The organism is Phyllobacterium sp. OV277 (assembly GCF_900104355.1).
Lineage (GTDB): Bacteria > Pseudomonadota > Alphaproteobacteria > Rhizobiales > Rhizobiaceae > Phyllobacterium.
In genome coordinates this window covers 1,078,999-1,093,954 of record NZ_FNIY01000001.1, presented here as the reverse complement: position 1 = coordinate 1,093,954, position 14,956 = coordinate 1,078,999, and the positions used below count along the sequence as shown (strand labels likewise).

The following is a 14,956-nucleotide window of genomic DNA, read 5'->3' as shown; positions in this document are numbered from 1 at the left end:
CGGGATCTGAGTGGAATGAAAACGCTGCTTACCCCCTTTGACCTTTTGGTCGGAGGGGGTGGGTAGCATTCATCCCGCAGAGCAGAGATCAGAAGGCCAATAGACCAGATGAAATTTCCCAAACTCTCAGCGCCGACGCTTCTGCTGCTGCCTGCCATTATTGTTCTGGCGGCGGTGATTGTCCTGCCGCTGCTGTTTTCGCTCTATTCGAGCTTCACACCGTTCCGGCTGACCAAGCCGGAGACGCTGTGGATTTTCATTGGCTTTCGCAATTATGTGAGCGCGCTGACCAGTGTAGAATTCTGGGCAGCATTCGGGCGCACTGTCCTGCTTTTGACCATTGCGCTGAATGCCGAAATGTTCCTCGGTCTCGGGCTTGCCATGCTGGTCAACAAGGCGACGCGCGGCCAGCGGCTTTTGCGCACGCTGATGATGTTCCCGATGATGTTTTCGCCTGTGCTCGTCGGCTTTCAGTTCAAATTCCTGTTCAACGACAATATCGGCTTCGTCAACAATGTCTTGCAGTCGCTCGGAATAACCACATCGGCCATACCGTGGCTGATCGATGGCAATCTGGCGCTGTTCTCAATCATTGTCGCCGAAGTCTGGTCGTCGACATCGGTTTTCGCCATTCTCATTCTCGCTGGCCTTCTCGCCATGCCGCAGGAGCCGGTTGAAGCTGCGCGGGTCGATGGCTGCACGCCGTGGCAGACATTTCGCTATGTCACATGGCCGTACCTCATGCCGTTTGCCTTCATTGCCATGACCATTCGCTCGCTCGACGTGGCGCGGGCCTATGACATTGTGAAGATCATGACCGATGGCGGTCCGGCAAAACGGACAGAACTGTTGTGGACGCTGGTTGGCCGCACTGCCTATAGCGATGCGCGCATGGGGCTGGCCAATGCCATGGCCTATATCTCGATCCTGCTTTCCATCCTGTTCACCGTGTATTTCTTCAGAAAGCTCGCCGCTGCGCGCCAGCAAATCGGAGCGGAGTGGTAAGATGGACCAGAACAACGCACACCGTCTCAAGCGCCGCGGCCTGAAAGTCCTGCATTTCGTCGGACTGTTCCTCGCCATGCTGGTTATCTGCCTGCCGGGTCTGTGGATCGTGCTCAATTCACTCCGCCCGACGGTGGAAATCATGGCAAAGCCGCCCGTGTGGATTCCGCAGGATATTTCGCTTGATGCCTATCGTTCCATGTTTGGCGGTGCCGGGCAGGGCGGTATTCCGGTCTGGGAATATTTCCGCAACTCGCTGATCATCTCGATTACCTCGACTGTCATCGCGTTGATCATTGGCATGGCTGGCGGCTATGCTTTTGCCCGGTACAAGTTCAAGGGCAAATCGGCGATCTTCCTCGGCTTCATGCTGACCCGCGCTGTCCCCGGCATTGCGCTGTCACTGCCGTTGTTCATGGTTTTTGCCCGGCTCGGGATTATCGATACGCATTTTTCCATGATCCTTGTCTATGTGGCCTTGAATGTGCCCTTCACGATCTGGCTGATTGACGGGTTCTTCCGTCAGGTGCCGAAGGATCTGGCGGAAGCGGCACAGATCGATGGTTGCACGCGCTGGCAGGCATTCTGGCAGGTGGAATTTCCGCTGGCTGGCCCCGGCATTGCGTCGGCGGGTATTTTCGCCTTCCTTACGTCGTGGAATGAATATGCGCTGGCAGCCCAGATCACCCGATCGGTCAATTCGAAGACGCTGCCTGTCGGTCTTCTCGATTACACGTCGGAATTCACCATTGACTGGCGCGGCATGTGCGCGCTCGCCGTGGTCATGATTGTTCCGGCGCTGACCCTCACATTCATCATTCAAAAGCATCTGGTGTCCGGACTGACGTTCGGCGCGGTGAAAGGTTAAGTTGTAATGGCACCCGTAACCCTGAAAAAGCTGGTCAAGCGCTATGGCAGTGTCGATGTCGTGCATGGCATTGATCTTGAAGTGAAGGATCGCGAGTTTATCGCACTGGTCGGACCATCTGGCTGCGGCAAGTCGACGACACTGCGCATGATTGCCGGGCTTGAGGAAATCAGCGATGGCGTGATCGAAATCGGCGGCAAGCCTGTTAACGATCTGCCGCCGCGTGCCCGCAATATCTCGATGGTGTTCCAGTCCTATGCGCTTTATCCGCATATGACCGTGCGAGAAAACATGGGGTTTTCGCTGAAGATCGGCAAAATCGCACAATCCGAGATCGATCAGCGAGTCAATGAAGCGGCTGCCATTCTCGATCTGAGCAAGCTGATGGACCGGCGTCCGTCGCAACTATCAGGTGGACAGCGCCAGCGCGTGGCCATGGGTCGTGCCATTGTGCGCAAGCCTGAAGTGTTTCTGTTCGATGAGCCGCTCTCCAATCTCGATGCGAAATTGCGCACGCAGGTACGCACCGAAATCAAGCGTCTGCATGCCAAGGTGCAGGCGACAATGATTTATGTGACCCATGATCAGGTGGAGGCGATGACGCTTTCCGACCGCATTGTCATCATGCGCGATGGGTATATCGAGCAGGTTGGCACGCCGGAGGAAGTGTTCAAGCGTCCGGCGACGCGTTTCGTCGCGGGCTTTATCGGCTCGCCGCCGATGAACCTGAATGAAGCCACCGTCGATGGCGGCAAACTCGTGTTGCAGGGTGGCCAGAGCCTGCCGCTGCCCATCGAATTTCGCAACAAGGTGGTTGCCGGGCAGAAGGTCGTTTTCGGCCTGCGCCCGGATGATATCTATCCGACCGGTCACGGCCTGAGTTCCGGCGATGCGACTGACGTGCATGAACTGTCATTGCCGGTGTCGATCACCGAGCCGCTCGGCAACGAAACGCTGGTGTTCATCACGCTGGGCGAGCGCGAATGGGTGTCGCGCATGCTCAATCCGCGCCCGCTCGGATCAGGCGAAACCATCAAGCTGAGCTTTGACCTGTCGCAGGCGCATCTCTTCTCGCCTGAAACCGGCAAAACCTTGCGGAGCTGACCATGGCCAAAATCGAACGGGTTGAATTGCGCATGGTTGATCTGCCGCCAAAGGTGCTGCGGACCGATGCCATCCAGAGCTTTGTTTCGCAGGAAACACCAATTGTCACGATCACCGATAGCGATGGCGCTGTCGGCACAGGATACAGCTATACAATCGGCACTGGTGGTTCGTCGGTGATGCGGCTGCTCTCGGATCATTTGGCACCGCGTCTGCTCGGCAAGGATGCAGATCAAATCGAGGCAATCTGGCGCGACTTGGAATTTGCCACGCACGCCACGACCATTGGTGCGATTACCGCGATTGCGCTTGCTGCCATCGATATTGCCCTGTGGGATTTGCGGGCGAAGAAGCAGAATCTGCCGCTGTGGAAACTGGCTGGCGGCGCGAAAGATCGCTGTCCGCTCTACACAACTGAAGGTGGCTGGCTGCATATCGAAAAGCAGGCGCTGGTGGATGATGCGTTGCAGGCGAAGGCCAAAGGTTTCAAGGGTGCCAAAGTGAAGATCGGCCGCCCGCATGGATCGGAGGATCTTGACCGGCTGTCGGCAGTGCGCGATGCGGTGGGCTCAGGTTTTGAAATCATGACCGATGCCAATCAGGGCTTTACGCTGGATGAAGCTATCAGGCGCTCGCAGGTGCTGCGCGATATCGATCTGGCCTGGCTGGAAGAGCCGCTGCCTGCCGATGATATTGATGGCCATGTGCGGCTGTCATCGGCAACCCAGACACCTGTCGCGGTCGGCGAGTCACTCTATTCCATCCGGCATTTCCGCGAGTATATGCAAAAGCGCGCCTGCTCCATCGTGCAGGTGGATGTGGGGCGGATCGGTGGCATCACGCCTTGGCTGAAGGTGGCGCATACGGCCGAGACTTTTGACATGCCCGTCTGCCCGCATTTCCTGATGGAGCTGCATGTGAGCCTGACCTGTGCGGTGCAGAATGGCAGATATGTCGAATATATCCCGCAACTGGATGACCTCACCCAAACACAGATGCGCATCGAGAACGGCTATGCCATTGCGCCGTCGGAACCCGGCATCGGGATCGACTGGGACTGGGATGCGGTGAAGGCTCGCAGCGTTGGTGAGTTTACCACGGAAATCCGGAGCTAGATCATGCAGCGCATGGGAATGATGATCGGGCTCAACGGTGAAAAGGTTGCCGAGTACAAGCGTCTGCACGCGGCTGTCTGGCCCGAGATTCTCGCGCTGATCTCCAACTGCAATATCCGCAACTACACGATCTTTTTGCGTGAGCCGGAGAACATCCTGTTCGGCACATGGGAATATCACGGCACGGATTTTGCCGAAGATATGGCGAAGATGGCTGCCGATCCAAAAAACGGGGAATGGTGGGCTGTCTGTATGCCCTGTCAGGTGCCGCTTGCAACCCGCGCGCCGGGCGAATGGTGGGCGATGATGGACGAAGTTTTCCATTTGGATTGAGGATGATGATGAGCGTTCGCACCCCCCTCTGTCCTGTCGGACATCTCCCCCACAAGGGGGGAGATCAGCTGTCAGTACTGCCTTTGCACAATCTGCAACGTTTCCTGTTGTGGGAAAGCGTTCATGTCAATGTGATCTCCCCCCTTGTGGGGGAGATGTCCGACAGGACAGAGGGGGGTGTCTAAGGTGCCAACCCCTCTCACCGAACATTTCAATCCAATTACTTTGCAACAAAGCTGGCAACTACCTGCAAAGCCTCGCCCGATCGTGACATTCGGGGCGGGCAGTATTGTTGGTGATGCGCATTATCCTGCTTATCGGAAGGGTGGCTTTCCCATTGCTGGTCTGTTTGACCCCGATCAGGCCAAGGCTGGAAAAATCGCCTCGGAATGGAATGTGAAAGCCTATACATCTCTTGCCGAGGCGGCGGCGGTGGAGAATGCGATCTTCGATCTGGCAACGCCTCCCGCGCGTCATGCGGATGTGCTGAAAGCACTGCCGGAAGGCTCTTTCGCGTTGATCCAGAAGCCGATGGGTAGTGACCTTGAAGAAGCCTCGGAAATCCTTCGCATTTGTCGTGAGCGCAACATCACCGCTGCGGTCAATTTCCAGCTGCGGTTTGCGCCGATGATGCTGGCGCTGAAGGATGCGATTGCTAAGGGATGGCTTGGCGACGTCATCGATTTCGACGCATGGCTTGCGCTGGATACACCGTGGTCGCTATGGCCATTTCTGGCTGATCTGCCGCGTGTCGAGATTGCCATGCACTCAATCCATTATATTGATCTGATCCGCCAGATTCTTGGCAATCCGCTGGGCGTACATGCAAAGACGCTTGGTCATCCGGCGCACAAGGTCGCGCAGACCAGAACGAGCGCGATTCTTGATTACGGCAATCGGGTGCGCTGTTCGCTCTCGATCAATCACGACCATAAATTCGGGCGCAAATTTCAGGCCTGTGAGTTCCGCGTCAGCGGCACCGAGGGTGCCGCCTATGTGAAGCTCGGGGTTAATCTCGACTACCCGCGCGGTGAGCCTGATGAGTTGATGATTTACCCCAAGGGTGGCTCTGAGTGGATCAATGTGCCGTTGCAGGGCGCATGGTTCCCCGACGCCTTTGTCGGGCGCATGGCCAATCTGCAACGTTTTGCCAGCGGCGAGGACAAGGTTCTGGTGAGTTCCGTTGAAGATGCGTGGCACACCATGGCGCTGGTCGAAGCGGCCTATCAATCGAGTGCAGCGCCCGCGACACCGCTCGCCCAAAAGCCGGAGGCCTGAATGGCAGAACAAACGGTTTATTTCGAGGACTACGAACTCGGCCATGTGCGCACCACGACGGGGCGGACAATCACTGAAACGGATTTCGTTGTGCATGCGGGCCATACGGGCGATTTCTTTCCGCACCATATGGATGCCGAATTTGCCAAGACCACGCCATTTGGCCAGCGTGTGGCCCATGGCACGATGATCTTTTCCATTGGCGTTGGCTTGACGGCGAGCCTCATCAATCCGGTGGCGTTTTCCTATGGTTATGATCGGCTGCGGTTTGTGCGCCCGGTTTTCATTGGCGATACGATCCGCACACGCGTGACGATCAGCGCCAAGGAGGATGATCCGAAACGGCCGGAAAGCGGGCGTGTGGTCGAGCGCTGCGAGGTTCTCAATCAACGCGGTGAAGTTGTGCTGGCTGCCGACCACATCCTCATCGCCGAGCGCAAAACAAAAGTGATATGACGGGCACATCAATGTGCCAAATGGAGGTTTGAAATGACAGGTAAGCTTGAAGGCAAGCGGGTTTTGATCACAGCGGCAGGGCAGGGCATTGGCCGTGCATCGGCATTGGCTTTTCTGCAGGAAGGCGCGATTGTTCACGCCACTGATATCAACCAGCAATTGCTTGATGCACTGCCAAAGGAAGCTGGCCTCAAACCACGCAAGCTCGATGTTTTGAACACGGATGAAGTGACGAGGGTTGTCGGCGAGATTGGCCCGGTTGACGTGCTCTTCAACTGCGCCGGTTTTGTTCACAGTGGTTCCATACTGGAAATGCCCGATGCGGATCTGGAGTTTGCTCTTGATCTCAATGTACGGGCGATGGTGCGTACGATCCGGGCCGTTCTGCCCGGTATGATCGAGCGCAAAGATGGCGCGATTATCAATATGTCCTCCGTCGCCAGCAGCGTGAAGGGCGTGCCGAACCGCTTCGCCTATGGTGTCACCAAGGCTGCAGTTCTGGGCCTGACGAAATCCGTGGCTGCCGAATACATCACGCAGGGCATTCGCTGCAATGCGATCTGCCCCGGCACCGTGGAAAGCCCATCGCTGGAACAGCGCATGCGTGCCGGTGGCGATTATGAAACAGCGCGCGCTGCTTTCATCTCCCGCCAACCCATGGGCCGTCTCGGCCTTCCAGAAGAAATTGCCGATCTTGCCGTCTATCTCGCCGGTGCAACCTACACGACAGGACAGGCGTACAACATTGATGGCGGCTGGACCGTTTAAGTGAATCAAAGGAATAAATGATGAAATTTCTCCGTTACGGCGAAGCAGGGCAGGAAACGCCCGGTGTTCTCGATGCCAAGGGGCAAATCCGTGATCTCTCGGGTAAGGTGAACGATCTTTCCGGCGCTGCGCTTGATCCCGCTGCGCTGGCAAAACTTTCCACGGCGGATGTGGAAAGCCTGCCTCTCGTCAGTGGCGATCCGCGCCTTGGCCCTTGCGTTGCCGGAACGGGAAAGTTCATCTGTATCGGCTTGAATTATGCTGATCACGCGGCGGAATCCGGCATGGCGGTGCCGCCGGAGCCTGTCATTTTCATGAAAGCGACATCGGCCATTGTCGGCCCGAATGATGATCTCGTTATTCCGCGCGGTTCGCAGAAGACCGACTGGGAAGTTGAGCTTGGCATCGTCATTGGCCGCACGGCAAAATATGTCAGTGAAGCCGAGGCGCTGGATTATGTCGCGGGGTACTGCACCGTGCATGATGTCAGCGAGCGCGCCTTCCAGATTGAGCGTGCGGGCCAGTGGACCAAGGGCAAATCCTGCGACACGTTCGGTCCGACCGGCCCGTGGCTGGTGACAAAAGATGAAATCACCGATCCGCAGAATCTCGGCATGTGGCTGAAGGTCAATGGCGAGACCATGCAGAACGGCTCTACCAAGACCATGGTCTATGGTGCCGCTTTCCTCGTCTCCTATCTCAGCCAGTTCATGTCGCTGCATCCTGGTGACATCATCTCGACGGGAACACCACCCGGCGTCGGCATGGGTATGAAGCCACCGCGCTACCTCAAAGCCGGTGATGTGATCGAGCTTGGCATTGAAGGTCTTGGCACCCAGAAACAGGTGGCTCGCGCCGACGTTTAGTTCAGCGCCTATCCTGCAACATTATTCAAGAGGCATATTGTGACCCGTATTACCGATCTTCGCGTCTTCGACGTCCGCTTTCCCACCTCGCAGAGTCTGGATGGATCGGATGCCATGAACCCGGACCCGGATTATTCCGCCGCCTATGTCATCCTCGATACGGACAACAAGGCACTCTCCGGCCATGGTCTGACCTTCACTATCGGTCGCGGCAACGAAATCTGCTGCCTCGCGATTGAAGCGATGAAGCATCTTGTTGTCGGTCTTGAACTGGACTGGGTGAAGGAAAATCCGGGCCGTTTCTGGCATTTCATCACTGGCGACAGCCAGTTGCGCTGGATCGGGCCGGATAAGGGCGCGATGCATTTGGCAACCGGTGCCGTGGTCAATGCGGTGTGGGATCTTTTGGCGAAAGAAGCGGGCAAGCCAATCTGGCAGTTGGTCGGCGAGATGACGCCTGAGGAGATCGTCAACATCGTTGATTTCCGCTACCTGACCGATGTGCTGACACGCGAGGAGGCGCTGGACATTCTGCGCAAGGCTGAGTCCGGCAAGCGGGAGCGGATAGCGACGCTGAAAGCGGAGGGTTATCCCTGCTATACAACGTCGGCGGGTTGGCTTGGCTATTCCGATGAAAAGCTGCGTCGTCTCTGTCAGGAAGCTGTTGATTCAGGGTTCGACCATATCAAGATGAAAGTTGGCCGCGATCTTGAGGACGATATCCGCCGCCTGACCATTGCACGCGAGGTGATCGGGCCTGATCGTATCCTGATGATCGATGCCAATCAGGTGTGGGAAGTCAACGAGGCCATTGATTGGGTGAAGAAGCTCGCCTTCGTCAAACCATTCTTCATCGAAGAGCCGACCAGCCCTGATGATGTGGCTGGTCATCGCAAGATCCGGCAGGCGATCAAGCCGGTGAAGGTTGCCACCGGCGAGATGTGCCAGAACCGCATCATGTTCAAGCAGTTCATCGCCGAGGGCGCCATCGATGTGGTGCAGATCGATTCGTGCCGTATGGGCGGACTGAATGAGGTACTGGCCGTGCTGCTGATCGCTGCGAAGTACGAGCTGCCTGTCTGGCCGCATGCGGGCGGTGTTGGTCTGTGCGAATATGTGCAGCATTTGTCGATGATCGACTATATTGCTGTGTCAGGCACGAAAGAGGGCCGGGTGATCGAATATGTCGACCATCTGCACGAGCATTTTATTGATCCTTGCAATATTCAGGACGCGGCCTATATGCCGCCGTCGCTGCCGGGTTTCTCGATTGAAATGAAACAGGCCTCAATCGAAGAATATCTTTACCGGCCATAGGGCGGGTTTCATCTGCCTGACAAAGAGCTGTCCTATGGCGAGAGGGTCATTCGCATGCCGGTAAACTTACGGGCATGCGATACTCTCATTTACGCGTCACGGGGTTCCCATGCTCGACCTGATCAAGCCTTCACTTGCCCGCTTTGCTGCCAGCCTTCACCCGGAGCCGCCCGTTCATCTCGGCAGGCGCTATAATACCAAGAGCGAGTTTCAGTTTGAGCCGGGCAATACGGTGGTGTCGCATCTGGTGAAGGGTTCCGAATCGGAAGCGGCTGTTATTGCCGTGCGCGAGCGTATGCTGGCTATGCCCGACGCCGGGCAATTGGCGTTCACACCGATTTCCAGCCTGCACATGACATTGTTTCAGGGCATTATCGAATATCGCCGTCGGGTATCGTTTTGGCCTGATGATGTTGCACTTGAGACCAGTATTGACGATATGACGCGGCTTTATGTGGATCGTCTGCAGGATTTTGAAGGGTGTGGACCGTTTAATGTCAAAGTGATCGATGTCACGCCTGCAGGCCTGACAGTTGCCGGAGCGAGCGAATATGATGAGCGAATCCTGCGGGCTTGGCGCGACGCATTGGCTGTTCCCTTCGGATATCGGCATCCTGATCACGACACCTATGTTTTCCATATTACACTGGCCTATGTGATCGAGCGTTTTCCCGATGAACGGCTTGGTGCATGGCAGACGCTTCTCGATGATTGTCTTGCTACGATAAAGCGCGATGCGCCTGTTATTGCGCTCAATCCTCCAGCCTTTTGCAGTTTCGTTGATATGAATCACTTTAAGGAACTGGTTACTCTCGACTGAGAGAACAGCTGATTTGAGCGCCTGTCTGCGACATAGTGTACATCGCCTGCGGGTGTCGTCTTACGTAAATGGGATGTCGTTTCCGCACCTATTCTTTTTTTATGCCGAATGCTTTTATCGGGGCACTTGAGGTGCCGCTTTTTTCTAGGGAAGCGGAGAATTGGGAAGCCGGTCGGAAACCCGGCGCTGCCCCCGCAACGGTAGTGGAGTGAAACACGGCATAACAGCCACTGGGCCACAACCCGGGAAGGCGTCGTGACAGCCGAGATGGCAACTCCAGAGCCCGGAAACCAGCCTCGGGACTGAAAACCGACTGATCGCGGTGGGCGATCAAGGAGCATGATTTTATGCGGGTATCGGCTTGTGCTGACCGTGTAGGCGTTCTTCCTCCGTCACCACCAGTCAGTTCTTTCGCAACACTGAGGCGAGGACACGACATGGATATGCGCAACGAACTGCTCCGGAACCTGAAAAACCGGAAACCCGGCTACGGCCTCGAACAGGCCTTCTATTCCGATCCGGACTATTATCGTCTGGATATGGAGAACATTTTTTATCGCGATTGGCTGTTCATTGGCCATGATTGTGAAGTCGCCAAGCCCGGCAATTTCTTCACCGTGCAGGTCGGCGACTATCCAGTCGTTATTGTGCGTGACCGCCAGGGCCTGATCCGCGCCTTTCACAATTCCTGTCGTCATCGCGGCTCGCGCGTCTGTGCGGCCGAGCGCGGCACATCGGCGAAGCTCGTCTGCCCTTACCACCAGTGGACCTATGAGCTTGACGGCCGCCTGCTGTTCGCGCGCCAGATGGGCGATGATTTCGACCCCAGCCAGCACAGCCTCAAGCCTGTTCATTGCGAAAGTGTCGGTGGTTACATCTTTATTTGTCTGGCGCAGAACCCGGCTGATTTCAGCACCACTCGTGCACTGATCGAGCCTTATCTTGCACCGCATAAGTTGACTGAAACTAAGGTTGCCTATCAGAGCACTATAGTCGAGAAGGGCAATTGGAAGCTGGTCTGGGAAAACAACCGCGAGTGCTATCATTGCGTGGCCAACCATCCCGAACTGTGCAAAACCTTCCCGGAAGCGCCGACCGTGAGCGGTGTACAGGGTGCCGGAGATGATCCGGAGATTGCTGCCCATTGGCAGCGTTGTGAAGCGGCAGGCCTCCCAAGCACTTTCCGCATGTCCGATGACGGTCAGTATCGCGCCACCCGTGTTCCGCTGCTGCGTGATGCGGAAAGCTATACGATGAGTGGTCGCCGCGCCGTCGGCAAACAGCTCAGCGATATCGTCAACGAAAAGCAGATCGGCTCGTTGCTGCTGTTCCACTACCCGACCACCTGGAATCATATCCTTGGCGATCATGCCATTTCGTTCCGCGTGCTGCCGCTTGGCCCGGATGAAACGCAGGTCACGACCAAGTGGCTGGTACATAAGGATGCCGTCGAGGGCGTCGACTACAATCTCGAAGAGCTGACGCATGTGTGGACGGAAACCAACGATCAGGACCGCCGTATCGTTGAGGAAAACGCTTTCGGCATCCGCTCGCCTGCTTATGAACCCGGTCCCTATTCGACCGAGCATGAAGGCGGCGTGCTGCAGTTCCTCGAATGGTATTGCAGGTTCATGGAAGAGCGTCTCACCGGCGGTGACACGCGGCTCAGCAAGGTAGCATAAGGTACACAATGAACATGGGCGTTCCTCAGTCTTACCCGCACCTCGACCAGATGCAGCCGTGGAATGATCGGCTGCATTTATTGGAGTGCCTGTCGATCATTGAGGAAGCGCCGAATGTGAAGACTTTCACATTCCGTTCCGACAATCAGAACTGGTTCCGCTACGAGCCGGGCCAGTTCATGACCTTCGAACTGCCGACGCAGCCCGAAGCCGTATTGCGCACCTATACGCTGTCATCCAGCCCGTCTCGGCCATTTACCATTGCCGTGACGGTGAAGGCGCAGGAAGACAGCATCGGTACACGATGGATGCTGGATCATCTGACGCCGGGTGTCCGGCTGAAGGCGTTCGGGCCGCTGGGCGATTTCTCCATGCGCAAGCATCCGGGCGAAAAATATCTGTTTATCTCGGCGGGATCGGGCATTACGCCGATGATGTCGATGACCCGCTGGATGCATGATTGTGCGCCGCAAAGCGATATCAGCTTCGTTACATGCGCCCGCCGCCCCAGCGATATTATTTTCCGCCGGGAGCTGGAATATCTCACCAGTTGCATGCCCAATCTGAAACTGTCCTTCCTGATCAAGGAGCACGAGATGGGGCAGCTTTGGACTGGCATTCGCGGCAGGCTCGAAGCGCCCAAACTGCCGCTGCTTTCGCCTGATTTCAAGGACCGGACAATTTTCTGCTGTGGCCCGGAAGGTTTCATGCGCGATGTGCGCACCATGCTTGAAGCCAATGGGTTCGATATGGCGCATTATCATCAGGAAAGCTTTGGCCCCGCCGCCGAGCCTGTATTGCCCATGCTCGATGTGCTTTCCACGGAAGCATTGGAAGCGGCTGCGACAATCACCTTCTCCATGTCTGGTATGGAGGTGCCCTGTATGCCGGGTGATACGATCCTGAAAGCCGCGCGCGGCGCAGGTATACGCATTGCCGCTGCGTGCGAGTCAGGATTGTGTGGCACCTGCAAGGTGATGAAGCTCTCGGGCAAATCCGAGATGGATCACAATGGCGGTATTCTCGATGAGGAGATCGATGAAGGATTTGTGCTTGCCTGCTGCACGAAGCCGCTTGGTAATGTAGAGATCGAGGCCTGATTATTTCTGCTTGGGTATTCTTCATCCCGATAAAATATATGTGCTAGTATTCAGCACATGAATTTGCGTTCTGTTGATCTCAACCTGCTTGTGGTGCTCGATGCGCTTCTCGATGAAGCGCATGTGTCGCGTGCTGCCGACCGGCTTGGCCTCTCGCAGCCTGCCACCTCAAGCGCGCTCGACCGTTGCCGCCATCTGTTCGAAGATGCATTGCTGGAACGTGGCAAGGGGATGATGCGGCTGACGCCAAAGGCGGAATCGCTGCGCGTACCCATCAAGAACCTCTTGGCGCAGATTACTCTCGTTCTTGATCCACCCGACATTGATCTTGTCACCATTCACCAGACGGTGCGCATACTCACTGCCGATCTTCCGGCTGTGGCGATCATCGGGCCTTTACGCGAGAGGCTTGCACAATCGGCGCCCGGTATTGATCTGGTGATCCAGCCCTGGCATGGCACTGAGGATTCGCTGGACAAGCTTGCGAAAGGGGCGGTTGACCTTGCCGTCGCGGTCTTCCCGAAAACGGATGTTTCGTTCCGGCGTGTGGATTTGCTGCACGAGCACTATGTGGTGATGATGCGCAAAGACCATCCGGCGGCAAAGGATTTTACGCTCGACCGCTGGCTGGAATTTCCGCATGTGATCGTATCGGGGCAGGGGCATCGGCACAGCCCACTGGATGAGGAACTGGCCAGAATTGGCCGCGAGCGCCGGGTGGGCATTGTTGTCCCGAGCTTTCTAATGGTCCCGCCGCTGGTTGAAAATTCCGACATGATTGCGATGACGCCGAGTTTATGTGTTCCGGCGGATGCGAGCGGTTTCGCACTGTTCGAACCGCCTATTCCGGTCGAGGGCTTTACGCTGCATCTGGCATGGCATGTCAGGCGCGACGAGGATCGTGCCGTTCAGCATGTGGGTGGTATTATCAGGGAGTTGCTGCAGAGTTCGGTATGAGATTTCTGGGTTGTGTTTGCTGGTGATCACTTTGCGTGAACATGGTGCGTGGTTCGTGGTTCGACAGGCTCACCATGAGGGGCTTGGGTGGATGCAATGTTAATCGCAGAGAGGGTGCAGAATTTAACTCCCTCATCGCCACCATCCCCGTCATCCTCGGGCTTGACCCGAGGACCCACGGCAAAGGAAATCCAACGAATCTGAAACTTGACGCTTTTAAATTGTGGGTCCTCGGGTCAAGCCCGAGGATGACGGAGTTGGGTGGGATGGGGGGAGCCAAGTTCTGCGACGTTGGCGATTAGCATTGCATCCACCCAAGCCCCTCATGGTGAGCCTGTCGAACCACGAACCACTATTTTTGCAATGATATGAGTTGAGAGCTTATTGGCTAAAACACCACCGTCTTATGCCCATTGAGCATGACGCGGGATTCAAGGTGTTTCTTGACCGCCCGTGCGAGTACCCGGCTTTCAATATCGCGGCCGGTGGCAACAAAATCCTCGGCGCTCATGGCATGGCTGACCCGCTCGGTCTCCTGCTCGATGATCGGGCCTTCATCCAGATCAGGGGTGACATAATGCGCTGTCGCACCGATCAGCTTCACGCCGCGTTCGAAGGCCTGATGATAGGGCTTTGCCCCCTTGAAGCTTGGCAGGAACGAGTGGTGGATGTTGATGACCTTGCCGAACAGCCGCTTGGAGATGTTGTCTGAGAGCACCTGCATGTAGCGGGCAAGGATGACCAGATCAGCACCAGTGTCCTTGACGATCTTGAGCAATGCGTCTTCCTGCTCCTTCTTGTTGTCCTTGGACACAGGCAGCACATGGTAGGGGATACCCTCATGCTCGGCAAAACGGCGGCTGTCCTCGTGGTTGGAGACAATGGCCGCCACCTCCGCATCGAGCCAGCCGACCTTGATCTGGTAAATCAGGTGCAGCAGTGCATGGTCGAATTTCGACACCATGATGACGATCTTCGGCTTCTTCGCCTGATCGATGAGGGTTGTCTTCATGCCGAAACGCTCGACGGCAGGTTTCAATGCCCGCTCAAGATCATCCTTGGAGGTTCCTTCCGAAGCGGCAAAAGCAATGCGCATGAAGAAGCGGTTGGTCTGGCGATCCCAGAACTGGTTGCTTTCGGCGATGTTGGCATCGAGCGCCGCAAGTTCCGTCGTCACCGATGCCACAATCCCCGGCTTGTCTTCGCACGATAGGGTGAGGACAAAGCTGTGCGTGTAATCGGAGGACTGACGGGCTGCCGGCAGGGTGGGGGACTGATGATCCATTG

The 14,956-nt window shown here is 56.4% G+C and carries 15 protein-coding genes and 1 riboswitch; of the genes, 14 read left to right on the top strand and 1 reads right to left on the bottom strand.

Translation table 11 applies throughout. The annotated features are described in order from the left end of the window. Positions 1 to 108 precede the first annotated feature (108 nt). The 14 genes from BLU05_RS05375 (at position 109) to BLU05_RS05305 (ending at position 13,669) form a co-directional block, all read left to right on the top strand. Positions 109 to 1,005 (top strand): carbohydrate ABC transporter permease, encoded by an 897-nt coding sequence (locus tag BLU05_RS05375; protein ID WP_091878148.1) that lies wholly within the window; start codon positions 109 to 111, stop codon positions 1,003 to 1,005. Position 1,006: 1 nt separating this feature from the next. Next, positions 1,007 to 1,873 (top strand): carbohydrate ABC transporter permease, encoded by an 867-nt coding sequence (locus BLU05_RS05370; RefSeq protein ID WP_091878146.1) that lies wholly within the window; start codon positions 1,007 to 1,009, stop codon positions 1,871 to 1,873. Between the two features lie 6 nt (positions 1,874 to 1,879). Continuing rightward, positions 1,880 to 2,977 carry an ABC transporter ATP-binding protein gene (ugpC, locus tag BLU05_RS05365; protein WP_091878144.1) on the top strand — a complete coding sequence of 366 codons (1,098 nt, stop codon included), beginning with the start codon at positions 1,880 to 1,882 and terminating at the stop codon, positions 2,975 to 2,977. Positions 2,978 to 2,979: 2 nt separating this feature from the next. Then, entirely contained in the window at positions 2,980 to 4,092 is a 1,113-nt protein-coding gene (locus tag BLU05_RS05360) for a mandelate racemase/muconate lactonizing enzyme family protein (protein ID WP_091878142.1), read from the top strand. 3 nt (positions 4,093 to 4,095) lie between these two features. After that, the gene (locus BLU05_RS05355; protein WP_091878140.1) at positions 4,096 to 4,425 is read left to right on the top strand and encodes an L-rhamnose mutarotase; all 330 of its coding nucleotides are present in this window, start codon (positions 4,096 to 4,098) and stop codon (positions 4,423 to 4,425) included. A gap of 186 nt (positions 4,426 to 4,611) precedes the next feature. Further along, on the top strand, positions 4,612 to 5,703 hold the full coding sequence (locus BLU05_RS05345; RefSeq protein WP_091878136.1) for a Gfo/Idh/MocA family protein: 1,092 nt from the start codon (positions 4,612 to 4,614) through the stop codon (positions 5,701 to 5,703). Further along, positions 5,704 to 6,159 carry a MaoC family dehydratase gene (locus BLU05_RS05340; RefSeq protein WP_091878134.1) on the top strand — a complete coding sequence of 152 codons (456 nt, stop codon included), beginning with the start codon at positions 5,704 to 5,706 and terminating at the stop codon, positions 6,157 to 6,159. Between the two features lie 33 nt (positions 6,160 to 6,192). After that, positions 6,193 to 6,927 (top strand): SDR family oxidoreductase, encoded by a 735-nt coding sequence (locus tag BLU05_RS05335; protein WP_091878133.1) that lies wholly within the window; start codon positions 6,193 to 6,195, stop codon positions 6,925 to 6,927. Between the two features lie 20 nt (positions 6,928 to 6,947). After that, positions 6,948 to 7,793: a fumarylacetoacetate hydrolase family protein gene (locus tag BLU05_RS05330; protein ID WP_091878132.1), complete on the top strand. Its 846-nt coding sequence runs from the start codon at positions 6,948 to 6,950 to the stop codon at positions 7,791 to 7,793. A gap of 39 nt (positions 7,794 to 7,832) precedes the next feature. After that, the gene (locus BLU05_RS05325; RefSeq protein WP_091878131.1) at positions 7,833 to 9,110 is read left to right on the top strand and encodes an L-fuconate dehydratase; all 1,278 of its coding nucleotides are present in this window, start codon (positions 7,833 to 7,835) and stop codon (positions 9,108 to 9,110) included. A 109-nt stretch (positions 9,111 to 9,219) separates the two neighbouring features. Then, entirely contained in the window at positions 9,220 to 9,930 is a 711-nt protein-coding gene (locus BLU05_RS05320; RefSeq protein WP_091878130.1) for a DUF1868 domain-containing protein, read from the top strand. 112 nt (positions 9,931 to 10,042) lie between these two features. Then, positions 10,043 to 10,244: riboswitch (cobalamin riboswitch) on the top strand. Between the two features lie 123 nt (positions 10,245 to 10,367). Then, positions 10,368 to 11,612: an aromatic ring-hydroxylating oxygenase subunit alpha gene (locus BLU05_RS05315; protein WP_091878129.1), complete on the top strand. Its 1,245-nt coding sequence runs from the start codon at positions 10,368 to 10,370 to the stop codon at positions 11,610 to 11,612. A gap of 8 nt (positions 11,613 to 11,620) precedes the next feature. Then, the gene (locus BLU05_RS05310; protein WP_175540518.1) at positions 11,621 to 12,712 is read left to right on the top strand and encodes an FAD-binding oxidoreductase; all 1,092 of its coding nucleotides are present in this window, start codon (positions 11,621 to 11,623) and stop codon (positions 12,710 to 12,712) included. A gap of 57 nt (positions 12,713 to 12,769) precedes the next feature. Then, positions 12,770 to 13,669 carry a LysR family transcriptional regulator gene (locus BLU05_RS05305; RefSeq protein ID WP_091878128.1) on the top strand — a complete coding sequence of 300 codons (900 nt, stop codon included), beginning with the start codon at positions 12,770 to 12,772 and terminating at the stop codon, positions 13,667 to 13,669. A 388-nt stretch (positions 13,670 to 14,057) separates the two neighbouring features. Here the strand turns inward: BLU05_RS05305 and purU are convergent, their stop codons facing one another. Next, the gene (purU, locus tag BLU05_RS05295; protein WP_091878126.1) at positions 14,058 to 14,954 is read right to left on the bottom strand and encodes a formyltetrahydrofolate deformylase; all 897 of its coding nucleotides are present in this window, start codon (positions 14,952 to 14,954) and stop codon (positions 14,058 to 14,060) included. Positions 14,955 to 14,956: the final 2 nt, after the last annotated feature.

Bases quoted from the DNA above. Each gene is read 5' to 3' on its own strand.
- BLU05_RS05375 (WP_091878148.1), top strand. From the start codon at position 109: ATGAAATTTCCCAAACTCTCAGCGCCGACGCTTCTGCTGCTGCCTGCC.
- BLU05_RS05370 (WP_091878146.1), top strand. From the start codon at position 1,007: ATGGACCAGAACAACGCACACCGTCTCAAGCGCCGCGGCCTGAAAGTC.
- ugpC (WP_091878144.1), top strand. From the start codon at position 1,880: ATGGCACCCGTAACCCTGAAAAAGCTGGTCAAGCGCTATGGCAGTGTC.
- BLU05_RS05360 (WP_091878142.1), top strand. From the start codon at position 2,980: ATGGCCAAAATCGAACGGGTTGAATTGCGCATGGTTGATCTGCCGCCA.
- BLU05_RS05355 (WP_091878140.1), top strand. From the start codon at position 4,096: ATGCAGCGCATGGGAATGATGATCGGGCTCAACGGTGAAAAGGTTGCC.
- BLU05_RS05340 (WP_091878134.1), top strand. From the start codon at position 5,704: ATGGCAGAACAAACGGTTTATTTCGAGGACTACGAACTCGGCCATGTG.
- BLU05_RS05335 (WP_091878133.1), top strand. From the start codon at position 6,193: ATGACAGGTAAGCTTGAAGGCAAGCGGGTTTTGATCACAGCGGCAGGG.
- BLU05_RS05330 (WP_091878132.1), top strand. From the start codon at position 6,948: ATGAAATTTCTCCGTTACGGCGAAGCAGGGCAGGAAACGCCCGGTGTT.
- BLU05_RS05320 (WP_091878130.1), top strand. From the start codon at position 9,220: ATGCTCGACCTGATCAAGCCTTCACTTGCCCGCTTTGCTGCCAGCCTT.
- BLU05_RS05315 (WP_091878129.1), top strand. From the start codon at position 10,368: ATGGATATGCGCAACGAACTGCTCCGGAACCTGAAAAACCGGAAACCC.
- BLU05_RS05310 (WP_175540518.1), top strand. From the start codon at position 11,621: ATGAACATGGGCGTTCCTCAGTCTTACCCGCACCTCGACCAGATGCAG.
- BLU05_RS05305 (WP_091878128.1), top strand. From the start codon at position 12,770: ATGAATTTGCGTTCTGTTGATCTCAACCTGCTTGTGGTGCTCGATGCG.
- purU (WP_091878126.1), bottom strand. From the start codon at position 14,954: ATGGATCATCAGTCCCCCACCCTGCCGGCAGCCCGTCAGTCCTCCGAT.